Below are 24,984 nucleotides of genomic sequence, written 5' to 3'. Positions count from 1 at the left end.
CGCGGGAGGGAGAGAGCCGGGCCAGGGTGGCGGCCCGGCCGGTCGAAGCGGTTCCGGCTGCGGCGGATCGGGCGAGGCGGGCCACGCGCGCGGCGCGGGCCGCCCCGTCCTGCTCAGGTCCTGCTCAAAGGCCGACGTCGGGCAACGCGGGGCGATTCGCGAGCGCCTCGGCGACGATCTTCTTCACATGCGCGAGCGCCTCGCCTTCGAGCGCGAGACGCGGCGGACGCGTGATCGCGCTGCCGCGGCCCAGCAGTTCCTCGCACAGCTTGATGCACTGGACCAGGTCGGGACGCGCGTCGAGGTGCAGCAGCGGCATGAACCAGCGATACAGCGCGAGCGCCTCGTCGAAGCGCTTCTGCATGGCCAGGCGGAACAGCGTCTCGCCTTCCTTCGGGAACGCGTTCGACATGCCCGACACCCAGCCCTGGGCGCCCACCGCGATGCTCTCGACCACCACGTCGTCGAGGCCCGCGAACAGCACGAAGCGATCGCCGACCGCGTTGCGGATGTCGATGAAGCGGCGCGTATCGCCCGAGGAATCCTTGAAGTAGACGATGTTTTCGCAATCCTGCAGCGCGATCAGCACGTCGGGCGTGACGTCGTTCTTGTAGATCGGCGGATTGTTGTAGACCATCACCGGCAGGTCGGTGCTGGTGGCGACGGCGCGGAAATGCGCGGCCGTCTCGTGGGTCTTGGCCGAGTAGACCAGCGCCGGCATCACCATCACGCCGTCCACGCCGGCCTTGGCCGCGGCGCGCACGGTCTGCCTGGCGAATTCGGTGGTGAATTCCGCCACGCCGGCGATCACCGGCACGCGGCCGCCCGAGGCGTCGCGCGCGGCCTCGATCACCGAGATCTTCTCGGCCACCGTCATCGAGGTGTTCTCGCCCACCGTGCCGCACACCACCAGCCCCGACACGCCGTCCTTCACGAGATGGCTCATCACGCGATGCGTGGCCTCGAGGTCGAGCGAGAAATCGGGCTTGAACTGCGTGCTGACGGCGGGGAATACGCCGCTCCAGTGCTTGGCGGATTGGGTCATGTTCCAGTCTCCTCGAAGGGGAAGTCGAATCGGTGCAGCGAGTATCCGCCCGCAAAAACCTCGCGGCTTGTGACTAATTGCCGGCGACGATGATGAAATCGGCACAACCGGCAATGCCTTCGATCGGCTGACTGCGCTGTCCCGTAATGGGCGAGACGGTTCGGTATCGAGTGGTCGTCATGCGCACCGGATACCAGCCGGGACACACGGCGCGCGTCCGGAAACCGCCTGCGGCGGCCGCGCCGGGCGCACATTCGAGGGCACGATCCTCTCGGATGCGATGTATTTTTGCAACGCAGCACGCTCAATGGAATCGTCGACTTCGGAGCATCACACTATTGCTCCAAATGCATCAATTCGAAAACGGCCGCCGGCGCCGGCTCGCCAGGAATCGCCAGAATCCAGTCTGGACAAGGCTTTTGCCTGACCCTATTCGCAGTGCGGAAATCGATTGTTCCAGCACGACGACAATTCAATTCGCGACGGCCTTATTTATCGATGCTGCGCGCGCACCTAAATTTCACTCCATCGCGCAACCGGACCGGAAGCGCTCCCGAATCCCCAAGGAGTTGAACATGAACCGCCTCGCCCTCACCGCCGCCGCTCTCGTGCTGTCCGCCACCGCCGCTTCCGCCTTTGCCGATGGCGGCATTGGCCGCGCAGGCAGCTACGGCGACCTGCCCGCCATGCACGCGAACACCACGCAAGCCCCGCTCACCCGCGCCCAGGTGCGCGCCGAACTCGCCCAAGCCCAGCGCGACGGCACCCTGGCCCTGCTGCGCAAGAGCACCTCGTATCCGCAAGGCATCGAACTCGCCCAACAACGCGCCGCCCATTCGGAATCGGGTGCCCCGTCGAGCGAACTCGCCTCGGCCAACCGCTAAACCAGCCGCGCGCGGCCCAGGCGCCGCGCATCCCCGGCAAACCCTGTCACCGGAAGGAGGTCACGATCATGAACCCGAACGAACCGAAACCGTCGCAACTCGACCACTGGGACCAGACCACGCCGGTCTGGATCCCGTTCCGCGCGCAGCCGCGCGGCAACGAGAGCAAGTGACACGCCAATGAAAAACGGGCGGCCTTCGCGGGCCGCCCGTCGATGTTTCACCGCCTCGTGCCCGTCGGGCCCGGCCGTCGCTCCTCGGGAAGGCGCGAAGGCTGGGCCCGATTCTTTTCAACGAGGCGCCAAGCGCGGATGAAGCACCGCGATCAGCGTGCCGGCACGCCGTCGCGCCATTCGTTCCAGTGCGTGACGATGTCCTGCACCAGCGGATTGCCGGCGCGATACAGGTTCTCGGTCGCGATCGTGAAGCCGCCCTGGTCCGCGTAGTTGAGCAGGTTGTCGACGCTGGTCTGGCCCGGGTACGGACGATCGAAGTCGGAGCCGGTGCGCAGCACCGCCACGCGCGAGAGGTCGACCCGCCTGGTGGCCGCCGCGCGCGTGAGCGCCTCGTAGGTGGCGTTGTCTTCCTGGGCCGTCATGCAGTACGTACCCTTGCCATCGGTCAGGATCCTGGTCCACTGGCGCGCGCGCTCGCCGAGCTTCGTGCCCGAGAACCAGGTATTGCCCGACGAGGTATCGCAGCGGACCACCGCCGGCGGCCGGTTGGCCGGCGCCGCGTCGAACTTCGCGCGCGCGGCCTGGGCCTGCGCGTTGTCGGCCAGCGTGACGTTGCGCGACAGCGCATAGGCCGCCTCGGTCAGCTTCGGATTCAGCTCGAACACCTCGGTCTTGTAGTCGAGCGGCGGCTTGTCGCTCGGGCTCTTGGTATTGATGCCGAGATAACCGGTGTTCCAGCCGGCCGGGATCTCGCGCGCGTCGAGCTCCCATTGCAGGCTGAAGTCGACCAGGTAATGCGACCAGGCGGCCGTGCCGACCGTGCCCTGGGCCGGATCGACGCCGGCGATGCCCGAGACGAGGAAGTAGGTGCGGCGCAGGTCGAACTTCGGCGAGAAGCTCAGCGCCATGATGGTGGCCGCCGCGTTCGCGTAACCCATGCCGGTGGTCACCACGCAGACGTCCTGGCGGTTGCACTGCACGTTCGGATAATCGGGCGAGAGGCCTTCCACCTTGACCGGCGTCCAGGGGCCGATCCGATCGGTCCAGGCCTGCCCTTCCGGCCCGAACATGGTGATGATCATCACCTTGGGGGCGCGCGTGCCGCCCGCGTGGGCGGCGCCGTCCTGCGCGTCCTGGGTGGTGGCGGAGTTCTGCGCGACGGAAGGCACCGTGGCGCAGGCGGCCAGCGAGAACACGGCCGCGGAAATCATCGAGCGAGTCAGCATCGTCGTTCCTTATGAATGGAGTGGTGAGAACGGCTATCGACATGCGAGGCGCGCGCACCGCACCGGGCCCTCCGGCATGGCGCGCGCGTCGGTTTCGTCGTGACGCGGGGACACGACGCGGCCCGCGGCGATCGAGGTCGCCGTCAGCCAGGCCACAAGCGTAGCGAACACGCGGCACGCGCCGCCGGCAAGCCCGAAGCGGCGAACGCCGGAGCGAGCGGAACCGGCGGAACCGGCCGCGAATTCGTACGACAGGATTGCGATTCTATCGGTCGCGCGCGGCCGGCCAAATTTCCGGGCGCCCGGCGCAATGAAAACGGGAGCCGCGATGGCTCCCGTCGATGGGCGTCGACCTGTGCCGGCGGCTCAGTTCAGCGCCTCAGTGCACCTCCTCAGGTCACCTCGATACGCGGCGCGCCGTCGACCAGTTCGCCGATCACGGCCGCCTGCGCGAAACCGTCGGCGTGGAAGCAGGCCAGCACCTCGTCGACGCTGTCTGGCGCGCAGGCGACCAGCAGGCCGCCCGAGGTTTGCGGATCGGTCAGCAGGGCCTGCGCGATCGAGGGCAGGCCCTCGCCGAGCCGCACCTCGGCGCCATAGGCGGCCCAGTTGCGCCCCGACGCGCCGGTCACCACGCCGGCCTCGGCGAACGCCTCGGCGCCGGCCAGCCAGGGCAGCGCGGCGTAACGCACGCGCGCCGTCAGCCCCGCGCCGCGCGCCACCTCGAGCCCATGGCCGAGCAGGCCGAAACCGGTCACGTCGGTCATCGCGTGCACGCCCGGCAGCGCGGCCAGCTCCGCGCCGGGCCGGTTCAGCTTGGTGGTGGCCGCGATCATCGCCGCGTAGCCGGCGGCGTCGAGCTGGTTCTTCTTCAGCGCGGCCGACAGCACGCCGACGCCGAGCGGCTTGCCGAGCACCAGCACGTCGCCGGCGCGCGCGCCCGCGTTGCGCTTGACGCGCGACGGATGCACCAGGCCCAGCGCGGCCAGCCCGTAGATCGGCTCGACCGAGTCGATCGAATGGCCACCCGCGACGGGAATGCCCGCCTCGGCGCAGACCGCCTCGCCGCCCTTGAGCACCGCCGCGATGGTCTCGTGCGGCAACACGTTGATCGGCATGCCGACCAGGGCCAGCGCCAGGATCGGCTTGCCGCCCATCGCGTAGACGTCGGACAGCGCATTGGTGGCGGCGATCCGGCCGAAGTCGTAGGGATCGTCGACGATCGGCATGAAGAAATCGGTGGTGGCGACGATCGCCTGCTCGTCGTTGAGCCGGTAGACGGCGGCATCGTCGGCGGTCTCGGTGCCGACCAGCAGGTCGGGGAACAGCGCGGGCGGCGCATTGCGCTTGAGCAGGTCGGCCAGCACGCCCGGTGCGATCTTGCAGCCGCAGCCGCCGCCGTGCGACAGGCTGGTCAGGCGCGGCGGCTGATTCGATTGCGGGTTCGAGTTCATGGCGAGGGTGTGGTGGTCGTGGTTGGGAAAGCGCCATTATCGACAATCCGCGGCGAACGCGGGCGCGACCCGCGCCGGGCGTCACGAAACGGACACTTGGCGAAACCGGGAGCATGCTGCGATAATCCACGGCTTGCCGCATTTTGCCTCCGATTGCCGCAATTCCAACCAGGCCTGCGGGCCGGCAAACCGGCTCCTCGTTTCCGGCTCCTCTCCCGCCTCCCGCCGTCATGGACCATCTGCTCGTTGCCCTCGTGCTGTTCTCCGCGCTGCTGCACGCGATCTGGAATGCCTTCCTGCACGTCAGCGAGGATCGCGTGATCCAGCTCGGGACGATGGCCGTGCCCTACCTCGTCGCCGGGGTGGCCGGCGCGCTGTGGCTGCCGGCGCCGGCCGCGGCCGCGTGGCCCTACATCGCGGCCTCGGCCCTGCTCGAGATCGGCTATTGCGTGGCCCTGCTGCGCGCCTATCGCAGCGGCGAATTCAGCCAGATCTACCCGATCGCGCGCGGCAGTTCCCCGCTGCTGGTCGCGCTGTTCGCCTTCGCCGCGCTCGGCGAACGGCCCTCGGCCTTCGCGCTGGCCGGCATCGCCCTGGTTTCCGGCGGCATCATCTCGCTGGCGCTGCGGCGCGGCCTGCGCCTGTCCGGCGAGAGCGTGCCCTATGCGGTGCTGACCGGCGTGTTCATCGCCGCGTATTCGGTGGTGGACGGCATCGGCGTGCGCCTGGCCGGAAATTCGCTGTCGTATATCTGCTGGGTCTACCTGCTGTGGAACGTGCCGCAGTTCGCGCTGGTCTGCGCGCTGCGCGGCGGCCCGCGCGCGCTGCTGGCGCCGAGCGCCACGCTCTGGCGCGGCGTGGCCGCCGGCACCTGCGCGCTGGGCGCCTATGCGATCGTCACGCTGGCCTACCGCTACCTGCCTGTGGCCACCGTCTCGGCGCTGCGCGAGACCAGCTCGATCTTCGCGATCGGCATCGGCTGGTTCGCCATGCGCGAGCAGCCCACCCCGCGGCGCCTGCTGGCCTGCGCGATGGTGGTGGCGGGCGCCGTGCTGATCCGGATGTAGCACGCAGGCCGGCCCATCCAGCGGCCCGGCGCGCTCAGCGCTCCACCACCTTCACCGGCAAGCCCGTCTTGTACTGCACGCGGCGCAGCGTGATCGCCGTGCTGACGTCGCGCACGCCCTCGATGGTGGCCAGCCTGGACATCACGAAGCGCTCGATGCCCGGGATGTCGTTCGCGACCACGCGGATCATGTAGTCGTAGGCGCCCGTCATCAGGTAGCACTCCATCACCTCGTCGCAGCCGCGGATCACGCGCTCGAAAGCCGCCAGCGTATCGGCCGACTTCTCCACCGCCACCGACACGTAGGCGTTGACGGGATAACCCACCTTGTCCTGGTCGAGCACTGCGACGTAGTCCTTGATCACGCCCGCCTCCTCGAGCAGGCGGATGCGCCGGTACAGCGGCGAGGGCGAGATCGACAGTTCCTCGGCCAGTTCGGCCGCCTTCACGTGCGCGTTGCGCTGCAGCGCGTTGAGGATCGTCACATCGGTCTTGTCGAGCTTCATTTGGCTCCATTCCTCGATTCAACTGAAAAAATTGGCGTTTCGAGCCACGTACGGCACCGAATCGCACAGCTTTTGGCTGAACTGTACAGTGCTGCGCCACTACCATTCCAGCAGTTTCGGTCCGCGAGGACGCGAACGCGAACCTGGAGAGCAAGGATGAAGGTAGTGGTGATGGGCGCGGGCGCCGTGGGGTGCTTCTATGGCGGGATGCTGGCGCGGGCCGGCCAGGACGTGGTGCTGATCGGGCGAGCGCGGCATGTCGAGGCGATCGGCGCGCAGGGCCTGCGCTTCGAATCCGCGCATTTCGACGAGCGCGTCCCGGTGCGGGCGAGCACCGATCCGGCGGTGGCCGCCGAGGCCGATCTGGTGCTGGTCTGCGTGAAATCGGACGATACCGTCGAGGCGGCCGCGGCATTGCGCCCGCACCTGAAACGCGAGGCGGTCGTGGTGTCGCTGCAGAACGGCATCGACAACGCGGCGACCCTCGAGGCCGCGCTGGGCCGCCCCGCGATCGCCGCGGCTGTCTACGTGGCCTGCGAGATGGCCGATGCCGGGCATCTCCGGCATCACGGGCGCGGCGACCTGATCATCGGGACCGCCGCCGGCAGCGGGGCGGTGGCGCGGTGCTTCGAGCAAGCCGGCGTGCCGACCCGGGTTTCCGCCGACGTGGCCGCGGCCTTGTGGGACAAGCTGGTGCTGAACTGCTCGTACAACGCCATCTCGGCGCTGGTGCAACTGCCGTTCGGCGCGGTCAGCGCCCTGCCGGCGGCCGAGCAGGCGATGCGCGACGTGCTCGCCGAATGCCTGGCCGTCGCCCGCGCCGAGGGCGTGCGGATGGATCTCGATGCCGGCAGCCAGTACGCGCGCATTCGTCGGACTATCCCGGGCGGCCAGTATTCCTCGATGGCGCAGGATTTCGCGCGCGGCCGCGCCACCGAGATCGCGCATCTGAACGGCGCGATCGTGCGGCGTGGCGCGGCGCTGGGGGTGGCGACACCGGTCAATCAGATGCTGGTGGCGCTGATCGGCTTGGTCGAGACGCGGATGGGCGGTGAGCGGGAAGCGGCGGGGACGCGCGAGGCGGTGGCGGCTTGAGGGCGGCGTCAGACACAGCCGATCGGTCTGCTGCTGTTACCCAAGCAAACGGCAAAACGGCTCGTCCTAATCTCGACAGGATTAGTCACTTGCCGAAGTGTACCCAATTGGGTACACTTCGGCATGGTAACTTTGCTGCGCTCCAGTGAATTCACAAACTGGCTTTCCAGCCTGCGTGATCAGCGCGGCAAAGCCCGAATCGCCGCACGCCTGATCAGTGCCCAGCTAGGCAATTTTGGCGAGTACCGCGTGATAGGCGAAGGCGTCCGCGAAATGAAGGTCGACTTCGGGCCGGGTTATCGCATCTACTATGTCCGTCGCGCCGAGATCGTCTATGTCCTTCTCTGCGGTGGCGATAAATCTACACAGAAAAAAGACATCAAGCGCGCGCTCCAGATGGCGCGCGAACTGAAGGAGTAAGCGATGCCCGATTACGCCGAATTCGATGCGGCCGACTATCTCGACAATGACGAAACCGTGGCGGAATTTCTCGCGGTTGCGGCCGAGGATCCCGATCCCGCAGTGTTCCTTGCTGCCGTGGCCGCTGTCGCACGCGCGCGCGGGATGACCAAGGTGGCGTCGGAAGCCGGCCTTGGACGGGTCACCTTGCACAAGGCGCTGACGCCTGGCGCTCACCCTCGATATGAGACCGTGCAGAAGATCCTGCGCTCGCTGGGCCTTCGCATGACCTTCACCGTCGCCCACTGATATCGGTTCGGCACGGCGCGAGATCCATGAACCTGCTTCAGCCGTGACCCAGGCACGCTACTCGACCTGCGACTTCCGCAGCGATATCGCGCCCTGGTTCAAAGGACACACCTGCTCCCTATCCAGTGCATTCGCCGCGACAGCTTCTCGCGCCGCGGCCACTTCGATTTCTGTATTGTCCGTCGACGATAGATGAGCCGCATTCTCCGCGGCCGCCTCCCCTCGCTTTCCTTCTCCATACAAATGCGAAATCGCCTCGTCGCAGAGATGATGCGGCGGGTGCACCCAGATGGTCGACAGGAACCATTCGGGCCTGAGCCACATGAGCAGTCCGAACAGCAGCAGCACGGCGATCATGCCGAGCCACAAGGTAAGCAAATCCATGAGGAGTCCGTAAGCCAGTCGCGACACCCAAGCGGTGACACTTGGGTAACGCGCCAGGCTACCGGGCTATTCCATCGGCAGGCGCGATGGCGAAACAAAATGAGGAAGCGCGCCCGCCACCGGCGATACAGACCGATCACATCGGCGATCAGTTCGGCACCAGCCGCCAGCCGCCGCCCACGATCTCGACCATCACGCGCGCACGCTCGTCGAGGCCCGAGTGATCGGTCGGCGTCATGTTGACGACGCCCTGCGAAGTCCGCAGATCCCTGGTGTTCTCGAGCGCGGTGCGCAGCGCCGAGCGGAACGCCGCGGTACCCGGCTGGCCCTGCTTCAGCGCGACGGGAATCGCCTGCTGCAGCAACAGGCCCGCATCCCAGGCATTGCCGCCGAAGGTCGAGGTGCTGCCCGCGCCATAGGCACCGTCATAGGCGCGCCGATAAACCAGCGCGCTCGCCTTCACGGGGTTCGAATCGGGCAGTTGCTCGGCCACCAGCAAGGGGCCGGCCGGCAGGAAGGTGCCTTCGCAATCCTTGCCGCACAGGCGCAGGAAATCGCCGTTCGCCACGCCGTGGGTCTGGTAGTAGAGGCCCTTGTAGCCGCGCTCCTTGAGCGTCTTCTGCGGCAGCGCGGCCGGCGAGCCGGCGCCGGCGATCAGCACCGCATCGGGATTGCGCGAGACGATCTTCAGCACCTGGCCGGTGACCGAGGTGTCGTTGCGCGCGTAGCGCTCGCTGGCGACCAGCTGGATGCCGGCCTTCGCGGCCGCCTTGCCGAATTCGTTGAGCCAGCTCTCGCCATAGGCATCCGCGAAGCCGATGAAGCCGACCGTCTTCACATGATGCTCGACCATGTTCTGCACGATCGCGCCGGCCATCAGCGCATCGTTCTGCGGCGTCTTGAAGGCCCAGCCGCGCTTGGCGTCCATCGGCGCCACGATCGAGGCGGCCGCGGCCAGCGCGATCATCGGCGTGCCGGACTGCGCGGCGATATCGAGCATCGCCAGCGAGTTCGGCACGATGGTCGAGCCGACCAGCGCGTCGACATGATCCTCGCTGCTGAGCTTGCGCGCGTTCTGCACCGCGTGCGAGGGATCGGAGGCGTCGTCGAGCACGATGTAGTCGATCTTCTGCCCGGCGATCTCCCTGGGCAGCAGCGCGATCGTATTCTTCTGCGCAATGCCGAGCGAGGCGGCCGGGCCGGTGGCCGAGACGGTCACGCCGATCTTCACGTCGGCCAGCGCCGGCAGGCTGACGAGCCCGGCGAGGCCGGCCATCAGGCAGGCGGCGTGGATCGGTTTCAGCGCGGACAGGAAGGGCTTCATGCTGGGAGGCTCGTATCGAATGAATGGGCGGGACGGATGCCGGCCGGCGTCGCGCGACGCGGTACTGGCGCCCCCACTGAACGTTCGACCCGGCCCGGCTATTCCACGCGGGGAGAAAAAAGCCGCGCCGGCCGGCGCTAGCCGCCCCGCTTCGCGAACACCACCTCGTCGATCGCCTCGGCCAGCGTCTCGAAGGCCGGCCCGATCTCGTCCTCGGGCACGCAGGCGTAGCCGAGCAGCAGCCCCGGCGCCGCGCGCGACGGATCGGCGTAATAGCCGGACAGCGCGCGCACCACGATATTGCGCTCCAGCGCGGCCTGCGCCACGGCGCGATCGTCGGCGCCGTCGGGCAGGCGCATCACCAGGTGCAGGCCCGCGTCGCCGCCCACTGCCGGCAGCGCATCGCCGTAGCGGCGCCCCAGCACGTCGAGCAGCGTCTGCCGCCGCAGGCCATACAACGCGCGCATCTTGCGGATATGCGACACGAAATGCCCTTCCGCGATGAATTCGGCCAGCACCGCCTGCTGCAGCAGTTGCCCCTCGCGATACAGCTCGGCGCTGGCGGTCGCGAAGCTTTCGGCCAGCGGCTCGGGCGCCACCAGGTAACCCACCCGCAGCCCCGGGAACAGCGTCTTGCCGAAGCTCCCCACGTAGATCACCTGCCCGCTGCCGTCGAGCCCCTGCAGCGAGGCCAGCGGCCGGCTGCCGTAGCGGAATTCGCTGTCGTAGTCGTCCTCGATGATCCAGGCGCCGTGCTGGCGCGCGTATTCGAGCAGCATGCGCCGCCGCGCGAGGCTCATCACCATGCCGAGCGGGTACTGGTGCGAAGGGGTGACCAGCATCAGCCTGGGGGGCGTGGCGAGATCCTCGGCGCTCGGCGCGATGCCTTCCTCGTCGACGGGGATCGGCCGCGTGGTCAGCCCCGAGACGTGCAGCACGCTGCGCACGCCCCAGTAGCAGGGATCCTCGGTCCAGATCACGTCGCCGGGATCGGTCAGCAGGCGCGTGGCCAGGTCGATCGACTGGTGGATGCCGGTGGTGATCACGATCTGCTCGGGCGAGCAGCGCACCGAGCGCGAGGTGCGCAGGTAGTCGGCCAGCGCCTCGCGCATCGAGGCGAGCCCGCCGCCCGGCGCGTAGGTCAGCAGGTCGGGCCGCAGGCGGCGCCAGTATTTGTTGTGCAGGCGGGTCCAGACCCGGGCCGGGAAGCGCGACACGTCGGGCACGCCCGGCATGAAGGCGCCGCCCTGCCGTTTCGAGACGCCGGCGCCGGCCACCAGCCGCGCGCCGCGCGCGGACAGCGTGCGCGCCAGCGGGCGCCGCAACGCCGCGGCGGGCGAGATGCCGGCTTCGGCGACCGGATCGGGCGCCGGGCCGAGATCGAGCCCGGACGCGGCCTCACGTTCCCTCGCCCCGGCCGCGCCCGGCCAGCCGGGATCGGGCGACGCGGCGCCGGCCCGGCCGCCCCCCTCGACTCCATCGCGCTCGGCCGCGCCGACGATCTCGTCGGGCGAGGTATCGGCCACGAAGGTGCCGCGCCCGGTCGCCGAGCTCACGTAACCCTCCAGCACCAGTTGCTCGTAGACCTGGGTGACCGTATTGCGCGCGATCCCCAGCTCGGTGGCGAGCAGCCGCGACGAGGGCACGCGCGTGCCGGCCGGCAACTCCCGCGACAGGATCGCCTGCTGCAGCAGCCGATGCAGTTGCCGATAGACCGGCTGCGCGCCGCCGCCGCGCACCAGCCGCTGCGCCAGCCAATCCGACAAAACGCTCGCCCTCAAAATTGGCTCCTAGATATTTACAGGAATGGCTCTGATTTTCAGAGCCAAATCTGATTATAGTCGTCTCCATCGGCCGCGCTCCCGCGGCCCTCAACGCTTGACCGAACCGAATCGACCGACTGGAAGGAGATCCCCGTGAAGAATGCCGACCTGCAAGCCCGCAAGAACGCCGCCACGCCGCGTGGCGTTGGCGTGATGTGCGATTTCTACGCCGCGCGCGCCGAGAACGCCGAACTGTGGGACGTCGAGGGCCGCCGCTTCATCGACTTCGCCGCCGGCATCGCCGTGATGAACACCGGCCACCGTCATCCGAAGCTGGTCAAGGCGATCGCCGAGCAGCTCGAGTGCTTCACGCATACCGCCTACCAGATCGTCCCCTACGCGTCCTACGTCGAGCTGGCCGAGAAGATCATCGCCCGCGCGCCGGGCAGCCAGGCCAAGAAGGCGGCCTTCTTCACCACCGGCGCCGAGGCCGTCGAGAACGCCGTCAAGATGGCGCGCGCCTTCACCGGCCGGCCGGGCGTGATCGCCTTCGCCGGCGGCTTCCATGGCCGCACCATGATGGGCATGGCGCTGACCGGCAAGGTCGCCCCCTACAAGCTGAACTTCGGCCCGTTCCCGGGCGACGTGTTCCACGCCCCCTATCCGAACGCGCTGCACGGCATCAGCGTGGCCGATTCGCTGAAGGCGATCGACATGTTGTTCAAGGCCGACATCGATCCGAAGCGCGTCGCCGCGATCATCTTCGAACCGGTGCAGGGCGAAGGCGGCTTCTACGCGGCGCCGGCCGATTTCGTGCGCGGCCTGCGCAAGATCTGCGACGAACACGGCATCGTGCTGATCGCCGATGAAGTGCAGACCGGCTTCGCGCGCACCGGCAAGCTGTTCGCGATGCAGCACCACGACGTGCTGCCGGACCTGACCACCATGGCCAAGAGCCTGGCCGGCGGCATGCCGCTGTCGGGCGTGGTCGGCCGCGCCGACGTGATGGACGCGGCCGCGCCCGGCGGCCTGGGCGGCACCTACGCGGGCAACCCGCTGGCGGTGGCCGCGGCCCACGCGGTGCTCGACATCATCGACGAGGAAAAGCTGGAAGCGCGCGCCACCGCGCTCGGCGACAAGCTGAAGGCGAAGCTCTCGGCGCTGCAATCGGAGGTACCGCAGATCGTCGACGTGCGCGGCCCGGGCGCGATGGTCGCGGTCGAGTTCTTCAAGGCCGGCACGCAGGAGCCCGATGCCGATTTCACCAAGCGCGTGCAGGCGCGCGCGCTCGAGCGCGGGCTGTTGCTGCTGGTGTGCGGCGTGTACTCGAACGTGGTGCGCTTCCTGTTCCCGCTGACGATCCAGGACGCCGTGTTCGACGAGGCGCTCGGCATCCTCGAGGAAGTGCTGAAGGAAACCGTCGGCGTCGCCGCCTGAGGTCCACCGGCATCGCCCGACCAGCCGCGTTGCGCCGTGAACGCGGCGGGTCCCGTTCACCGCATCGCAACGGCATCCGCATCCAGAGGCAAGGCATGAGCATCGCATTCACCGCAGCACTGAAGGATCCCTCGCTGTTGCGCCAGCAGATCTACCTGGCCGGCGAATGGCAAGGCGCCGCCAACGGCGCCAGCTTCGAAGTCCGCAACCCCGCCAACGGCGAACTGCTCGGCAGCGTGCCGCTGGCCGGCGCGGCCGAGACGCGCCGCGCCATCGAGGCGGCCAACGCCGCCTGGCCGGCCTGGCGCCGCCGTACCGCCAAGGAGCGCGCCGCCATCCTGCGCAAGTGGTACGAGCTGATGCTCGCGCACGCCGACGATCTCGCGCTGATCCTCACCACCGAGCAGGGCAAGCCGCTGGCCGAGGCCCGCGGCGAGATCCTCTACGCCGCCTCCTTCATCGAGTGGTTCGCCGAGGAAGGCAAGCGCGTCTATGGCGACACCATTCCGACCCCGGCCGGCGACAGGCGCATCGTCGTCACCAAGGAGCCGGTGGGCGTCTGCGCCGCGATCACGCCGTGGAATTTCCCCGCCGCGATGATCACCCGCAAGGTCGGCCCGGCGCTGGCGGCGGGCTGCCCGATCGTGGTCAAGCCGGCCGAGGCCACGCCGTTCTCGGCGCTCGCGCTGGCCGTGCTGGCCGAGCGCGCGGGCGTGCCGGCCGGCGTGTTCAGCGTGGTCACCGGCGACCCGAAGGCGATCGGCGGCGAGCTGACCGGCAATGCCACGGTGCGCAAGCTCTCGTTCACCGGCTCCACGCCGGTGGGCCGCCTGCTGATGGCGCAGTGCGCGCCGACCGTCAAGAAGGTCTCGCTCGAACTGGGCGGCAACGCGCCCTTCATCGTGTTCGACGATGCCGATCTCGACGCGGCCGTCGAGGGCGCGATCGCCTCGAAGTACCGCAACAGCGGCCAGACCTGCGTGTGCACCAATCGTTTCTACGTGCACGACAAGGTCTATGACGCGTTCGCCGCCAAGCTCGCGGCCGCGGTCGAGAAGCTCAAGGTCGGGCGCGGCACCGAGGCCGGCGTGATGCAGGGCCCGCTGATCAACGAGGCCGCCGTGCTGAAGGTCGAGGCGCATATCGAGGACGCGCTCGCCAAGGGCGCCAGCATCGCCACGGGCGGCAAGCGCCACGCGCTCGGCCACGGCTTCTTCGAGCCGACCGTGCTGACGGGCGTGACGCCCGACATGAAGGTCGCGAAGGAGGAAACCTTCGGCCCGCTCGCGCCGCTGTTCCGCTTCGCCTCCGACGAGGAAGTGATCGGCTTCGCGAACGACACCGAGTTCGGCCTGGCCGCCTACTTCTACAGCCGCGATATCGGCCGCGTCTGGCGCGTCGCCGAGGCGCTCGAGTACGGCATGGTCGGCATCAACACCGGCCTGATCTCGAACGAGGTGGCGCCGTTCGGCGGCGTCAAGCAATCGGGCCTCGGCCGCGAGGGCTCGCACTACGGCATCGACGACTACGTGGTGATCAAGTATCTGTGTCTCGCGGTGTGAGACACAGCCGGGCCCGAGCGCGGGCCCGTCGTGCTCCGGACGACGAAACGCCTTCGCGGCAGCCGCCGCGAAGGCGTTTTTTCATGGGCGCGCGCCGCGCCTCGAGCCGACTCAGCCGAGCCAGCCGAAATGGCGCATCGCCTCCTCGATCGCGCCGCGCCACTGCTGCGGGCACTGCTTGAGCCGCGTGGTCTTGCGCAGGCTCTTGATCGGCAAGCCGTTGAGCTCCTTCACATGCGCGATCCAGCCGCTTTGCGCGACGATGCCGTAGCGCTCCTTCACGTAAGTCTGTATGTCCCGATAGGTCGCCATCGCGATCCGCCCTGGTTCGTCTCGATGCGCGCGGTCGATCGAGAAAGGGAGGCGCCCGGCCGCGCACGCCGGGCGCGAGGCTCCCAGGCGCTCAGCGGAACACGCCGACCGCGTCGACCAGCGAGGTGGCCTGCTGACGCAGGCTTTCCGAGGCGGCCGCGCTCTGCTCCACCAGGGCCGCGTTCTGCTGGGTGATGTTGTCGAGGTCGACCACGGCGCGGTCGACCTGCTCGACGCCCACGCTCTGCTCGGCGGTCGAGGAGCTGATCTCGGCGATCAGGTCGGCCACGCGCTTGACCTGCACCACCAGGTCGTCCATGGTGCGGCCCGCGTCGTCGACGCGGCGCGAGCCCGAGGCGACGCGCTCGACGCTGTTCTCGATCAGGGTCTTGATCTCCTTGGCCGCGTTCGCGCTGCGCTGCGCGAGCGCGCGCACCTCGCCCGCCACCACCGCGAAGCCGCGGCCCTGCTCGCCCGCGCGCGCCGCCTCGACGGCGGCGTTGAGCGCCAGGATATTGGTCTGGAAGGCGATGCCGTCGATCACGCCGATGATGTCGGAGATGCGGCGCGAGCTGTCGGTGATCTCGTTCATGGTGCCGACGATCTCGCCGACCGCGTGACCGCCGCGCGAGGCCGCGTCGCTGGCCGACACCGCCAGCTGGTTCGCCTGGGAGGCGGTGGCGGCGTTGCTGGAGACGGTGGCCGTCATCTGCGCCATCGAGGACGCGGTCTGCTGGACCGCCGTGGCGGCCTGCTCGGTGCGCGCGCTCAGGTCGTTGTTGCCCTGCGCGATCTCGCTGCTGGCGCGCTGCACGTTCAGCACCTGCTCGCTGACGTCGTCCACCAGCCAGCGGAACATCAGCCCGAGCTGGTCGATGGTGCGCAGGGTCATGCCGATCTCGTCGACGCGCGTGACGGCCGGGCCGTCGCGGCTCTCGCCGGTGGCCACCCGCAGCGCGCGCCGGCGCACCGCGCGCAGCGGCCGCGCGATCTGCGCATCGAGCCAGGCCACGATCAGGCCCGTCGCCACCGCGGTGCTGGCCGCCACGCCGGCCAGCGGCCAGCCCGTCACGCCCGAGGCCCAGGCACCGCCCGTCACCACCGGCACCAGCGCCGCCATCGGCAGGTACATGCGGGTGCGCACCGACATGGTCTTCAGCAGCGAGCCGAGCCGCCCGATCCCGCCGCGGATCACCACGCCCTTGTGGAAGCGCCGGCCGCGCGCGCGGCCCTCGCGGAAGTCGCGGTACAGCGCCTCGGCCGCCGCGATGTCCTCGGGCGTGGCCTTGGTGCGCACCGACATGTAGCCCTGCGGCTCGCCGTTGCGCATCAGCGGCACGGCATTGGCGCGCACCCAGTAGTGATCGCCGTTCTTGCGGCGGTTCTTGACCAGCGCCATCCACGGCTCGCCGCCCTGGATGGTGGCCCACATGTCGGCGAAGGCCTCGCGCGGCATGTCGGGGTGCCGCACGATGTTGTGCGGCGAACCCACCAGCTCCTCGGGCGTGAAACCGCTGACCTGCACGAAGGTCGCGTTCGCGTAGGTGATCGTGCCATCGGCGCGCGTGGTCGACATCAGGGTCGAGTCTTCGGGAAATTCGTATTCGTGCTGCGTGACCGGCTGGTTATTGCGCATTCGCGGGCTCCGGCGCACGGCGCTCGTGGCGCCGCGGCTTCTTTCTGGGTCGGTTGGTCCTGGCGGCCCGCGCCGCGCGCCGGGCGCCGCGCCGATCGACGCGGCCCGGCGACGGCCGCGGGCTCATCTCTTTTTTGTCGGCAGCCAGGCGGAAAACCTTACCCATCAGGCGAATAAATTATTCGATTCTGTCCTCCACATGATCTCGATCAAATAATGCGAGGATGGCGCCACCTGAGAAAACCATAACAAGGATGCGGCGTGACCGATCCCTTCAAGCGCAGAATCATTCCCATGAAAAAAGAACTGCACGAGCTGAATCGGCTGTCCTGGAATACGGCAACCGTCGCGCATAACAGCCATAAAGGCGATCAGGCGGCCTTTTTCCGCGATGGCGGCTCGACGCTGTTTCCGGAAGAACTCGACTTGCTGGGTGAAATCGCCGGCTTGCGGCTGCTGCACCTGCAATGCAATGCCGGGCAGGACACGCTGAGCCTGGCACGCCTGGGCGCGCAGGTGACCGGCGTCGATATCTCGGACGAGGCGATCGACTTCGCGCGGCGCCTGTCGGCCGACGCGAGCCTGCCCGCGCGCTTCGAGCGCGCCGACGTGCTCGACTGGATGCCCGAGGCCGCCGCGCGCGGCGAGCGCTTCGAGCGCGTGTTCACCTCCTACGGCGCGATCTGCTGGCTCTCGGACCTGCGCGCCTGGGCCCAGGGCATCGCCGGCCTGCTGGCACCGGGCGGGCGCTTCGCGATGGTCGAATTCCATCCCTTCGCGCTGTACTTCGATCCGCACTGGAAACCCGGCTACGACTATTTCAAGCGCGAGGCGAACCTGGAGGCGGCCGGCGTCGGCGATTACGTGGCGGCTTCCGGCACGGGGCTCGGCGCGCGGCACGACCAGCCGGGCGTGGTCGATTTCGCGAACCCGCATCCGAGCTACGAATTCATGTGGGGGATCGGCGAGGTGGTGAATGCGCTGGTCGCGGCCGGGCTCGCGATCGACAGCCTGGACGAATATCCCTACGCGAACGGCTGGAAGGGCTTCGACGACATGGAGGAACTGGACGGGCATCGCATGGTGCCGCCCGCCGGCATGCCGCGGCTGCCGCTGATGTACGCGATCGCCGCGCATCGGGCGGCGGCGTGAACCGCCGAAGCCGCGCCGAGCGCGACGCGCTGGCCGGGCGCCTGCTGGCGCGCGACGAGCTGCCCCTGGTCTGGACCATCGACCGGCGCGAGATCATCCACCACATGTACGTGCTGCGCGACGGCGCGCTGCAGTTGGTGCCGGAATTCCACGATGTCGATGGCTGGCCCGAAGGCGAGGCCGAGCACTACACGCCGCTCCTGCTCGACTGCCACGATCGCGGCGGCTGGTGCCTGGGCAGCTTCGACGGCGCGCGGCTGGTCGCGGCGGTGATCGTCGACAGCCGGCCGCTCGGCGCGAACGGCGAGCTGCGGCAACTGAAGTTCCTGCATGTGAGCCACGACTGGCGCGGCTGCGGGCTGGGCGAGCAGCTCTATCGCGAGGCCGCCGCGCAGGCGCTCGCGATGGGCGCGGCGCGGCTCTATGTGTCGGCCACGCCCTCGCAAGGCACCATCGATTTCTACCTGCGGCTGGGCTTCACGCCCAGCGCCTCGCCCGATCCGGCGCTGTACGCGCTCGAACCGGAAGATCTTCATCTGGAAGGGCCGGCGCTCTCGCCGCGCACCTGAAAAAACGGCGGAACGCCCGATGCTCCGGGCGTTCCGCCGTTCGGCGGGGTCGGCTTCGCGCGGCTCAGACGCGCTCGATGGCCAGCGCGATGCCCTGGCCGACGCCGATGCACATCGTGCACAGCGCGTAACGGCCCTGGGTGCGATGCAACTGGTACATCGCGGTCGTCACCAGGCGCGCGCCCGAGGCGCCGAGCGGGTGGCCCAGCGCGATCGCGCCGCCGTTCGGGTTGACGCGGGGATCGTCGTCGGCCACGCCGAGCATGCGCAGCACCGCCAGGCCCTGCGAGGCGAAGGCTTCGTTCAGCTCGATCACGTCGAACTGGTCGATGCTCATGCCCAGGCGCGCCAGCAGCTTCTGCGAGGCCGGCGCCGGGCCGATGCCCATCACGCGCGGCGCGACGCCCGCGGTGGCGATGCCGAGGATGCGCGCGCGCGGCACCAGGCCATGGCGCTTGGCGTTCTCCTCGTCGGCGACCAGCAGCGCGCAGGCGCCGTCGTTGACGCCCGAGGCATTGCCGGCCGTCACCGTGCCGTCGGGGCGCACCACGCCCTTGAGCTTGGCGAGCGCCTCCAGCGAGGTCTCGCGCGGATGCTCGTCGCGCGAGATCACCAGCGGATCGCCCTTCTTCTGCGCGATCGTGACCGCGACGATTTCCTGCGCCAGCGAGCCGTCCTGCTGCGCGCGCGCCGCCTTCTGCTGGCTGCGCAGCGCGAAGGCATCCTGGTCGGCGCGGCTCACGCCGTAGTCGGTGGCGACGTTCTCGCCCGTCTCCGGCATCGAGTCGACGCCGTATTGCTGCTTCATCAGCGGATTGACGAAGCGCCAGCCGATGGTCGTGTCGAAGATCTCGGCCTGGCGCGAGAAGGCGCTGCTGGCCTTGCCCATCACGAAGGGCGCGCGGCTCATGCTCTCCACGCCGCCCGCGATCATCAGGCCCGCCTCGCCCGACTTGATCGCGCGCGCGGCGATGCCGATCGCGTCCATGCCGGAACCGCACAGGCGATTGACCGTCGAACCCGGCACGGATTGCGGCAGGCCGCCCAGCAGCGCCGACATGCGCGCGACGTTGCGGTTGTCTTCGCCGGCCTGGTTGGCGCAGCCGTAGATCACGTCGTCGATCGCGCTCCAGTCGACATCGCGGTTACGCTCGATCAGCGCCTTGATCGGCACGGCGCCGAGATCGTCGGCACGAACGCTGGACAGCGAGCCGCCGTATCGCCCGATCGGGGTACGGATCGCGTCGCAGAGGAATGCATCGGTCATGGTTGTCTCCGGAACTTCGTTCGGATGGAACGGGAGCCAGGCCGGAAAACTCGCGGCCTGGCTCCGAAGATGTTCTATATACGAACATAAGATCGAATATCGAACTGTTTTGCGATCATAGGGAGGGGGTGCAAGCCTGTCAAGTTCGCGGCCGGCTTTCGTCCTTGGCTTGAACCGACCCCATGCGCTACTCTTCGCACTTGCATCGAACCTCCCCCAGCCCATGAGTACAGACGATCTTCAGGCCAAACCCGGTGACTCCTACGTCCAGTCGTTCGCGCGCGGACTGGCGGTGATTCGCGCCTTCGACGCGCAGCGGCCGGAGCAGACCCTGACCGAGGTGGCCGCCACCACCGGGCTCACGCGCGCCGGGGCGCGGCGGATCCTGCTGACCCTGCAGACGCTCGGTTACGTGGAGGCCGACGGCCGGCTGTTCCGGCTCACGCCGAAGATCCTCGATCTCGGCTTCGCCTATCTCACCTCGATGCCGTTCTGGAACCTGGCCGAGCCGGTGATGGAGCAACTGTCGGCGCACATCCATGAAAGCTGCTCGGCCGCGGTGCTGGACCGTACCGAGATCGTCTACGTGCTGCGCGTGCCGACCCACAAGATCATGACGATCAACCTGTCGATCGGCAGCCGCCTGCCCGCGTACTGTACGTCGATGGGGCGCGTGCTGCTGTCCTCGCTCGACGAGGCCGCGCTCGACGAGGTGCTGGCACTGAGCCCGATCCAGGCGCACACGCCCAGGACCATCACCGACCCGGCCGCGCTCAAGGACGAGATCGCGACGGTGCGCAAGCAGGGCTGGGCGATCGTGGACCAGGAACTCGAGGCGGGGCTGATCTCGCTGTCGGCGCCGATCCGCAACCGGCGCGGCCGCGTGATCGCGGCGATGAACATCAGCGGGAATGCCCAGCGACATACCGCCCGGCAGATGGTGAAGGAGTTCCTGGAGCCGCTGCAGGAAGCGGCGCAGACGGTATCGGCACTGGTGGCGCGGCGTAGTTGAGACAGTCTGCTCCGCTGCAATAAAAAAGGGCTACAGGCCAAACACCTGTAACCCTCTTTTCATCGATCCGGCAATCGCGAATCGAAATTCGGCATCAGCCGATGATATCCACCCAGCCGTGCTGGTCCGCTTCGCGGCCGGTCTGGATGCCGACCAGGCTCTGCTTCAGGCGCTGGGTCACCGGGCCGGCCTTGCCGTCGCCGATCGTGAAGTTGTGCTTGCGGCCCTTCACCTGCCCGATCGAGGTCACCACGGCGGCCGTGCCGCAGGCGAACGCCTCGACCAGCTTGCCGCTCTTCGCATCGGCTTCCCATTGCTCGATCGAATACGGCTCCTCGCGCACCGTGTAGCCGAGATCGCGCGCCAGATCGATCAGCGACGCACGCGTGATGCCGGGCAGGATGGTGCCGGTCAGCGGGGGCGTCTGCAGCGAGCCGTCCTCGAACACGAAGAACACGTTCATGCCGCCCAGTTCCTCGATCCACTTGCGCTCGACCGCGTCGAGGAACACCACCTGGTCGCAGCCCTCGCGCGTGGCCTCGGCCTGCGCGGCCAGGCTCGCGGCGTAGTTGCCGCCGCACTTCGCGTCGCCGGTGCCGCCGGGCGCCGCGCGCGTGTAGGCATCCGACACCCAGATCGCCACGCCCTTCGACGCGTCGCCCTTGAAGTAGGCGCCCACCGGCGTGGCCACCACGCAGAACAGGTAGCGCGCCGAGGGCTTCACGCCCAGCACCACCTCGTTGGCGATCATGAACGGACGCAGGTACAGCGCGCTGCCCTCGGCCGACGGGATCCAGTCGCGCTCGAGGCGCACCAGCTCGCGCACCGCGTTGACGAACAGCTCCTCGGGCAGCTCGGCCATCGCCAGGCGACGGGCCGAATTGCGGAAACGCTTGGCGTTCTGCTCGGGGCGGAACAGGGCGATCTTGCCGTCCGGCAGCGGATAGGCCTTCATGCCCTCGAAGATTTCCTGCGCGTAATGCAGCACGAGCATGGCCGGATCGACTTCGAGCGCCTTGCGCGGCTCGATGCGCGCGTCATGCCAGCCCTGGCCTTCGGTGTATTGGATCGTCACCATGTAGTCGGTGAAGATCTTGCCGAAACCGGGATTGGCGAGCAGCTCGGCGCGCTTTTCCGCGGAGGTGGGATTCGGGTGGCGTTCGATCGGGAAAGTCGGGGTGCTGCCGGTGCTCATGTGGTCGACTCCTGGTGTTCTTGGGAACGGCGGGAACGTCCCGCCGCCGTGATAACCGAACACTGTAATCGACCTGAGCGTTCCGCGCATCTGGGAATGGCCCGGCAGGCGCGGCGAAATCCACGGAAAAATCGGCCGGGATATCACCGCAAGCCCTGAAAACAAGGGCTTGGCGCATCATCGGGCGCGTCTCGCGAGCATTGCGCGAGATGGGGGAAAAACCGCTCGATCGCTGCCGAAAGTGCATTTCGATGCCTGGATACAGGGTCAAAATGCACTTCGACGGTTTTCACCAATTGGTGCAAATCGCTCAGGCGCCGGCGATCGCGCCCAGTTCGCGCATCGCCTGGTCGTCCAGCACCAACTGCCGCGCCGCGAGGTTTTCGCGCAGATGCGCGAGCGACGACGTGCCCGGAATCAGCAGCAGGTTCGGCGAGCGCCGCAGCAGCCAGGCCAGCGCCACCTGCATCGGCGTGGCGCCCAGGCGCTCGGCCACGCCCGAGAGCACCGAGGATTGCAGCGGCGAGAAGCCGCCGAGCGGGAAGAACGGCACGTAGGCGACGCCGTCGGCGGCCAGCGCGTCGACCAGGGCATCGTCGGCGCGATGCACGAGGTTGTAGTGATTCTGCACGCAGACGATCTCGCAGAGCCGCCGGCCCTCCTCCACCTGCGCGCGCGTGACGTTGCTGAGCCCGATGTGCCGCACCAGCCCCTGACGCTGCAGTTCGGCAACCGCGCTCAACTGCGCCTCGATCGAGCCCTCGGTCGGCGCGAGCGCCGAGAACATGATGCGCAGGTTGACCACGTCGATGACGTCGAGCTTCAGGCGGCGCAGGTTGTCGTGCACGGCGCTCTCGAGCTCGGCGGCCGAATAGGCCGGCAACCAGCCCCCCTGGTCGTCACGCCGCGCGCCGATCTTGGTGACGATCACCAACTCGTCGCGATAGGGGTGCAGCGCCTCGCGGATCAACTCGTTGGTCACATAGGGGCCGTAATAATCACTGGTGTCGATGTGGTCGACGCCCGATTCGACGGCCTCGCGCAGCACCGCGATGGCCGCGGCGCGATCCTTGGGCGGCCCGAAGGCGGCGCGGCCGGCCAGCTGCATGGCGCCATAGCCGATCCGGTGCACCGTGCGGCTGCCGAGTGGGTAGGTGGTCTGGGTCTGGGACGAGGCGTTCATCTGGCTGCTCCTTGAAGTGAAAGCCGAGCTTACGCGCTGGCGATTGTCTCGATAAGCCAGCATAATTCGAACGGGTTGTACGAAGGAGCGCACAATGAGTGCCGATTTATCCGATCTGCATGCCTTCGTCGCGGTGGCGCGCGCGAACGGCTTTCGCGGCGCCGCGCAGGCGACCGGCATCAGCGCCTCGGGCCTCAGCGAGGCGGTGCGGCGCCTGGAGACGCGGCTCGGCGTGCGTCTGCTGAACCGCACCACGCGCAGCGTGGCCCCGACCGAGGCCGGCGCGCGCTTGCTGTCGCGGCTCGCGCCGGCGCTCGACGAGGTGCAGTCCGCGCTCGACGTGGTCAACGGCTTTCGCGACCGGCCGGCCGGCACGCTGCGCCTGAACGTGCCGCTCAGCGCCGCGCGCCTGGTGCTGCCCGCGATCGTGCCGCGTTTCCTGGCCGCCTATCCCGATATCCGCCTGGAAGTGGCCGCCGACGAGAGCTTCGTCGACGTGCTGGCGGTCGGCTGCGATGCCGGCATCCGCTACGAGGAACGGCTCGAACAGGACATGATCGCGGTGCCCATCGGCCCACGCGTGCAGCGCATGGCGCTGGGCGCCTCGCCGGCCTATCTCGATCGACGTGGGCGACCGGCGCATCCGCGCGAACTGCTGCAGCACGAATGCATTCTCGGCCGCTTTCCGGGCCGCGCGACGTTGCCCTGGGATTTCGTGCGCGACGGCGAGAAGCTGCGCATCGAGCCGGCCGGGCAATTGCTGGTGGAGCTGGGCGCGGCCTTCGACCTTGGCGTCGATGCGGCCCTGGCCGGCACCGGCCTGGTCTATCTGTTCGAGGATTGGCTTCGGCCGCATTTCGACAGCGGCGCGCTGGAGCGCGTGCTCGAGCCGTGGTGGGATTCGTTCTCGGGGCCGTTTCTCTACTACCCGGGGCGGCGGCTCGTGCCGGCGCCGCTGCGGGCCTTCATCGACTTCATCCGCGCCGAATCGGCGGCTTGAGGAGGCAGCGCGGGGCTCAGGCCTCGTCGAGCGGGCCCGGCACGCCGCCGGCGGTCGCGCCGCTCAGGAACCACACGGCCAGCAAGGGCACGTCGCCGGCGCGCATCGAATGCAGCACGCCGCCGTCGTTGAGCACCAGTTGACCCGCGCCGGGCGTCCACCAGCCGGCGCCATCGCGCCACCATTGCCCGTCGGACAGCACCACATAGACCTCGTCGGGCGGATGGCGATGCACGGGATAGGCCACCCCGGGCGCCAGCAGCGAGATTCCGACGATCAGGCCGCCGAGCGTCGCGAGCCCCGCGCCGCCGATCACGATCGCATTGGCATGCCCGTGCTCGAACGCGACATCGGGCGCCTCGGTGGGCCGTCGATACCAGCGCAACGACGGCGCGAGCCGCGCGATGCCCTGCGCGATGGCGGCCAGCCTCGCGTCGGCGGAGGTTGCGCGCGCAACCGCTTCGGCCAGCCAGGCATCGGCGCTCGGCAAGCCGGCCGCCTCGACAGGCGGCTGCGCCGGCACGATTTCGCAGCCCAGCGCGTCGCGCACCGCGTCGAGATCGTCACGGTCGCGGTGCGCGGCATCGAGATAGGCCACCAGATCATCCAGCCAGGTACGGAGCTGATGCATGTCGAACGGGTTCCTGCCGCGCATTCGCCGCCTCGTCGAATCCGGATCGATCGATGCCGCCGCGCGTCGTCCGGATCGACTCGCGGCAGGGTCCTTGCGGCCCGACCATCCTCAAACGCAGGCGCGCCGCCCCGGCCGATAACGGCCGGGACGGCGCGCGATCTCGTGCATATCGCCGTCAATCGCGGCGACATGCCGGTTTGGCAGAGGATTACGAACGACCGCTGTAAACCGGGAAGCGCCGGGTCAGCTCGGTCACCTGCCCACGCACGCGTTCCAGCGTCGCCGCGTCCTCCGGCGCCTCCAGCACGTCGGCGATCAGGTTGCCGACGATCTCGGCTTCCTTCGCGCCAAAGCCGCGCGTGGTCATCGCCGGCGAACCCAGGCGGATGCCCGA

General features: G+C 68.7%; 24 protein-coding genes and 1 pseudogene. 11 read left to right on the top strand and 14 right to left on the bottom strand.

What is annotated here, in order from left to right; genetic code table 11:
- Positions 1–124 precede the first annotated feature (124 nt).
- Positions 125–1,045 carry a dihydrodipicolinate synthase family protein gene (locus FB600_RS34305; protein ID WP_096752479.1) on the bottom strand — a complete coding sequence of 307 codons (921 nt, stop codon included), beginning with the start codon at positions 1,043–1,045 and terminating at the stop codon, positions 125–127.
- Between the two features lie 575 nt (positions 1,046–1,620).
- Here FB600_RS34305 and FB600_RS34300 point away from each other — a divergent pair.
- A complete protein-coding gene (locus FB600_RS34300) occupies positions 1,621–1,929 on the top strand; it encodes a DUF4148 domain-containing protein (RefSeq protein ID WP_036054544.1) in 309 nt (102 codons plus the stop codon).
- A 325-nt stretch (positions 1,930–2,254) separates the two neighbouring features.
- Here the strand turns inward: FB600_RS34300 and FB600_RS34295 are convergent, their stop codons facing one another.
- Together FB600_RS34295 and selD are read right to left on the bottom strand one after the other, a co-directional pair.
- Positions 2,255–3,331 (bottom strand): purine-nucleoside phosphorylase, encoded by a 1,077-nt coding sequence (locus FB600_RS34295; protein WP_098151645.1) that lies wholly within the window; start codon positions 3,329–3,331, stop codon positions 2,255–2,257.
- Between the two features lie 392 nt (positions 3,332–3,723).
- Positions 3,724–4,785: a selenide, water dikinase SelD gene (selD, locus tag FB600_RS34290; RefSeq protein WP_145758091.1), complete on the bottom strand. Its 1,062-nt coding sequence runs from the start codon at positions 4,783–4,785 to the stop codon at positions 3,724–3,726.
- A 230-nt stretch (positions 4,786–5,015) separates the two neighbouring features.
- Here selD and FB600_RS34285 point away from each other — a divergent pair, with 230 nt between their 5' ends.
- Entirely contained in the window at positions 5,016–5,852 is an 837-nt protein-coding gene (locus tag FB600_RS34285; protein ID WP_098151644.1) for a DMT family transporter, read from the top strand.
- A gap of 34 nt (positions 5,853–5,886) precedes the next feature.
- Here the strand turns inward: FB600_RS34285 and FB600_RS34280 are convergent, their stop codons facing one another.
- Complete coding sequence (locus FB600_RS34280; RefSeq protein ID WP_047839961.1) at positions 5,887–6,357, bottom strand: Lrp/AsnC family transcriptional regulator; 471 nt, start codon at positions 6,355–6,357, stop codon at positions 5,887–5,889.
- A 156-nt stretch (positions 6,358–6,513) separates the two neighbouring features.
- On the opposite strand from FB600_RS34280, the gene FB600_RS34275 reads away from it, so the two are divergent.
- The 3 genes from FB600_RS34275 to FB600_RS34265 all read left to right on the top strand — a co-directional run bounded on the left by FB600_RS34275 (position 6,514) and on the right by FB600_RS34265 (position 8,160).
- Positions 6,514–7,452 carry a ketopantoate reductase family protein gene (locus tag FB600_RS34275; protein ID WP_145758090.1) on the top strand — a complete coding sequence of 313 codons (939 nt, stop codon included), beginning with the start codon at positions 6,514–6,516 and terminating at the stop codon, positions 7,450–7,452.
- 123 nt (positions 7,453–7,575) lie between these two features.
- Positions 7,576–7,872: a type II toxin-antitoxin system RelE/ParE family toxin gene (locus FB600_RS34270; RefSeq protein ID WP_013689303.1), complete on the top strand. Its 297-nt coding sequence runs from the start codon at positions 7,576–7,578 to the stop codon at positions 7,870–7,872.
- A 3-nt stretch (positions 7,873–7,875) separates the two neighbouring features.
- Positions 7,876–8,160, top strand: a complete 285-nt coding sequence (locus tag FB600_RS34265; protein WP_036030606.1) for an addiction module antidote protein — start codon at positions 7,876–7,878, stop codon at positions 8,158–8,160.
- Positions 8,161–8,217: 57 nt separating this feature from the next.
- On the opposite strand, the gene FB600_RS34260 is transcribed toward FB600_RS34265, so the two are convergent.
- From FB600_RS34260 to FB600_RS34250, 3 genes are all read right to left on the bottom strand, one after another.
- Complete coding sequence (locus FB600_RS34260) at positions 8,218–8,544, bottom strand: hypothetical protein (protein ID WP_044274799.1); 327 nt, start codon at positions 8,542–8,544, stop codon at positions 8,218–8,220.
- Positions 8,545–8,692: 148 nt separating this feature from the next.
- Positions 8,693–9,820, bottom strand: coding sequence for an ABC transporter substrate-binding protein (locus FB600_RS34255; RefSeq protein WP_186021895.1), 1,128 nt, complete (start codon positions 9,818–9,820; stop codon positions 8,693–8,695).
- A gap of 185 nt (positions 9,821–10,005) precedes the next feature.
- Positions 10,006–11,649, bottom strand: coding sequence for a PLP-dependent aminotransferase family protein (locus FB600_RS34250; protein WP_145758088.1), 1,644 nt, complete (start codon positions 11,647–11,649; stop codon positions 10,006–10,008).
- 135 nt (positions 11,650–11,784) lie between these two features.
- On the opposite strand from FB600_RS34250, the gene gabT reads away from it, so the two are divergent.
- A complete protein-coding gene (gene gabT / locus FB600_RS34245) occupies positions 11,785–13,068 on the top strand; it encodes a 4-aminobutyrate--2-oxoglutarate transaminase (protein ID WP_145758087.1) in 1,284 nt (427 codons plus the stop codon).
- Positions 13,069–13,163: 95 nt separating this feature from the next.
- Complete coding sequence (locus FB600_RS34240) at positions 13,164–14,630, top strand: NAD-dependent succinate-semialdehyde dehydrogenase (RefSeq protein WP_098182510.1); 1,467 nt, start codon at positions 13,164–13,166, stop codon at positions 14,628–14,630.
- Between the two features lie 111 nt (positions 14,631–14,741).
- On the opposite strand, the gene FB600_RS34235 is transcribed toward FB600_RS34240, so the two are convergent.
- Positions 14,742–14,942 carry a hypothetical protein gene (locus tag FB600_RS34235; RefSeq protein WP_025101906.1) on the bottom strand — a complete coding sequence of 67 codons (201 nt, stop codon included), beginning with the start codon at positions 14,940–14,942 and terminating at the stop codon, positions 14,742–14,744.
- A gap of 91 nt (positions 14,943–15,033) precedes the next feature.
- The gene (locus tag FB600_RS34230) at positions 15,034–16,578 is read right to left on the bottom strand and encodes a PAS domain-containing methyl-accepting chemotaxis protein (protein WP_013689297.1); all 1,545 of its coding nucleotides are present in this window, start codon (positions 16,576–16,578) and stop codon (positions 15,034–15,036) included.
- Positions 16,579–16,872: 294 nt separating this feature from the next.
- Here FB600_RS34230 and FB600_RS34225 point away from each other — a divergent pair, with 294 nt between their 5' ends.
- Positions 16,873–17,730, top strand: a complete 858-nt coding sequence (locus FB600_RS34225; RefSeq protein ID WP_096752473.1) for a class I SAM-dependent methyltransferase — start codon at positions 16,873–16,875, stop codon at positions 17,728–17,730.
- Positions 17,727–18,299 carry a GNAT family N-acetyltransferase gene (locus FB600_RS34220; protein WP_105819615.1) on the top strand — a complete coding sequence of 191 codons (573 nt, stop codon included), beginning with the start codon at positions 17,727–17,729 and terminating at the stop codon, positions 18,297–18,299. The genes FB600_RS34225 and FB600_RS34220 overlap by 4 nt, the downstream gene beginning before the upstream one ends.
- 64 nt (positions 18,300–18,363) lie before the next feature.
- Here the strand turns inward: FB600_RS34220 and pcaF are convergent, their stop codons facing one another.
- Positions 18,364–19,566: a 3-oxoadipyl-CoA thiolase gene (pcaF, locus tag FB600_RS34215; RefSeq protein WP_145758086.1), complete on the bottom strand. Its 1,203-nt coding sequence runs from the start codon at positions 19,564–19,566 to the stop codon at positions 18,364–18,366.
- Between the two features lie 223 nt (positions 19,567–19,789).
- On the opposite strand from pcaF, the gene FB600_RS34210 reads away from it, so the two are divergent.
- Positions 19,790–20,578: an IclR family transcriptional regulator gene (locus FB600_RS34210; RefSeq protein ID WP_145758085.1), complete on the top strand. Its 789-nt coding sequence runs from the start codon at positions 19,790–19,792 to the stop codon at positions 20,576–20,578.
- A 94-nt stretch (positions 20,579–20,672) separates the two neighbouring features.
- Here the strand turns inward: FB600_RS34210 and FB600_RS34205 are convergent, their stop codons facing one another.
- Together FB600_RS34205 and FB600_RS34200 are read right to left on the bottom strand one after the other, a co-directional pair.
- On the bottom strand, positions 20,673–21,773 hold the full coding sequence (locus FB600_RS34205; RefSeq protein ID WP_145758084.1) for a branched-chain amino acid aminotransferase: 1,101 nt from the start codon (positions 21,771–21,773) through the stop codon (positions 20,673–20,675).
- A 310-nt stretch (positions 21,774–22,083) separates the two neighbouring features.
- Complete coding sequence (locus FB600_RS34200) at positions 22,084–22,956, bottom strand: aldo/keto reductase family oxidoreductase (protein WP_145758083.1); 873 nt, start codon at positions 22,954–22,956, stop codon at positions 22,084–22,086.
- Between the two features lie 94 nt (positions 22,957–23,050).
- On the opposite strand from FB600_RS34200, the gene FB600_RS34195 reads away from it, so the two are divergent.
- Positions 23,051–23,956, top strand: coding sequence for a LysR family transcriptional regulator (locus tag FB600_RS34195; RefSeq protein ID WP_145758082.1), 906 nt, complete (start codon positions 23,051–23,053; stop codon positions 23,954–23,956).
- A 16-nt stretch (positions 23,957–23,972) separates the two neighbouring features.
- Here the strand turns inward: FB600_RS34195 and FB600_RS34190 are convergent, their stop codons facing one another.
- Positions 23,973–24,587, bottom strand: coding sequence for a dimethylsulfonioproprionate lyase family protein (locus FB600_RS34190; protein WP_186467896.1), 615 nt, complete (start codon positions 24,585–24,587; stop codon positions 23,973–23,975).
- 211 nt (positions 24,588–24,798) lie between these two features.
- Positions 24,799–24,984: pseudogene (glyA, locus tag FB600_RS34185) on the bottom strand (serine hydroxymethyltransferase); the annotation flags it as partial.

It is taken from the genome of Burkholderia sp. SJZ089, from assembly GCF_007828315.1.
Lineage (GTDB): Bacteria > Pseudomonadota > Gammaproteobacteria > Burkholderiales > Burkholderiaceae > Burkholderia > Burkholderia gladioli.
This window is presented reverse-complemented; position numbering and strand designations above follow the sequence as displayed.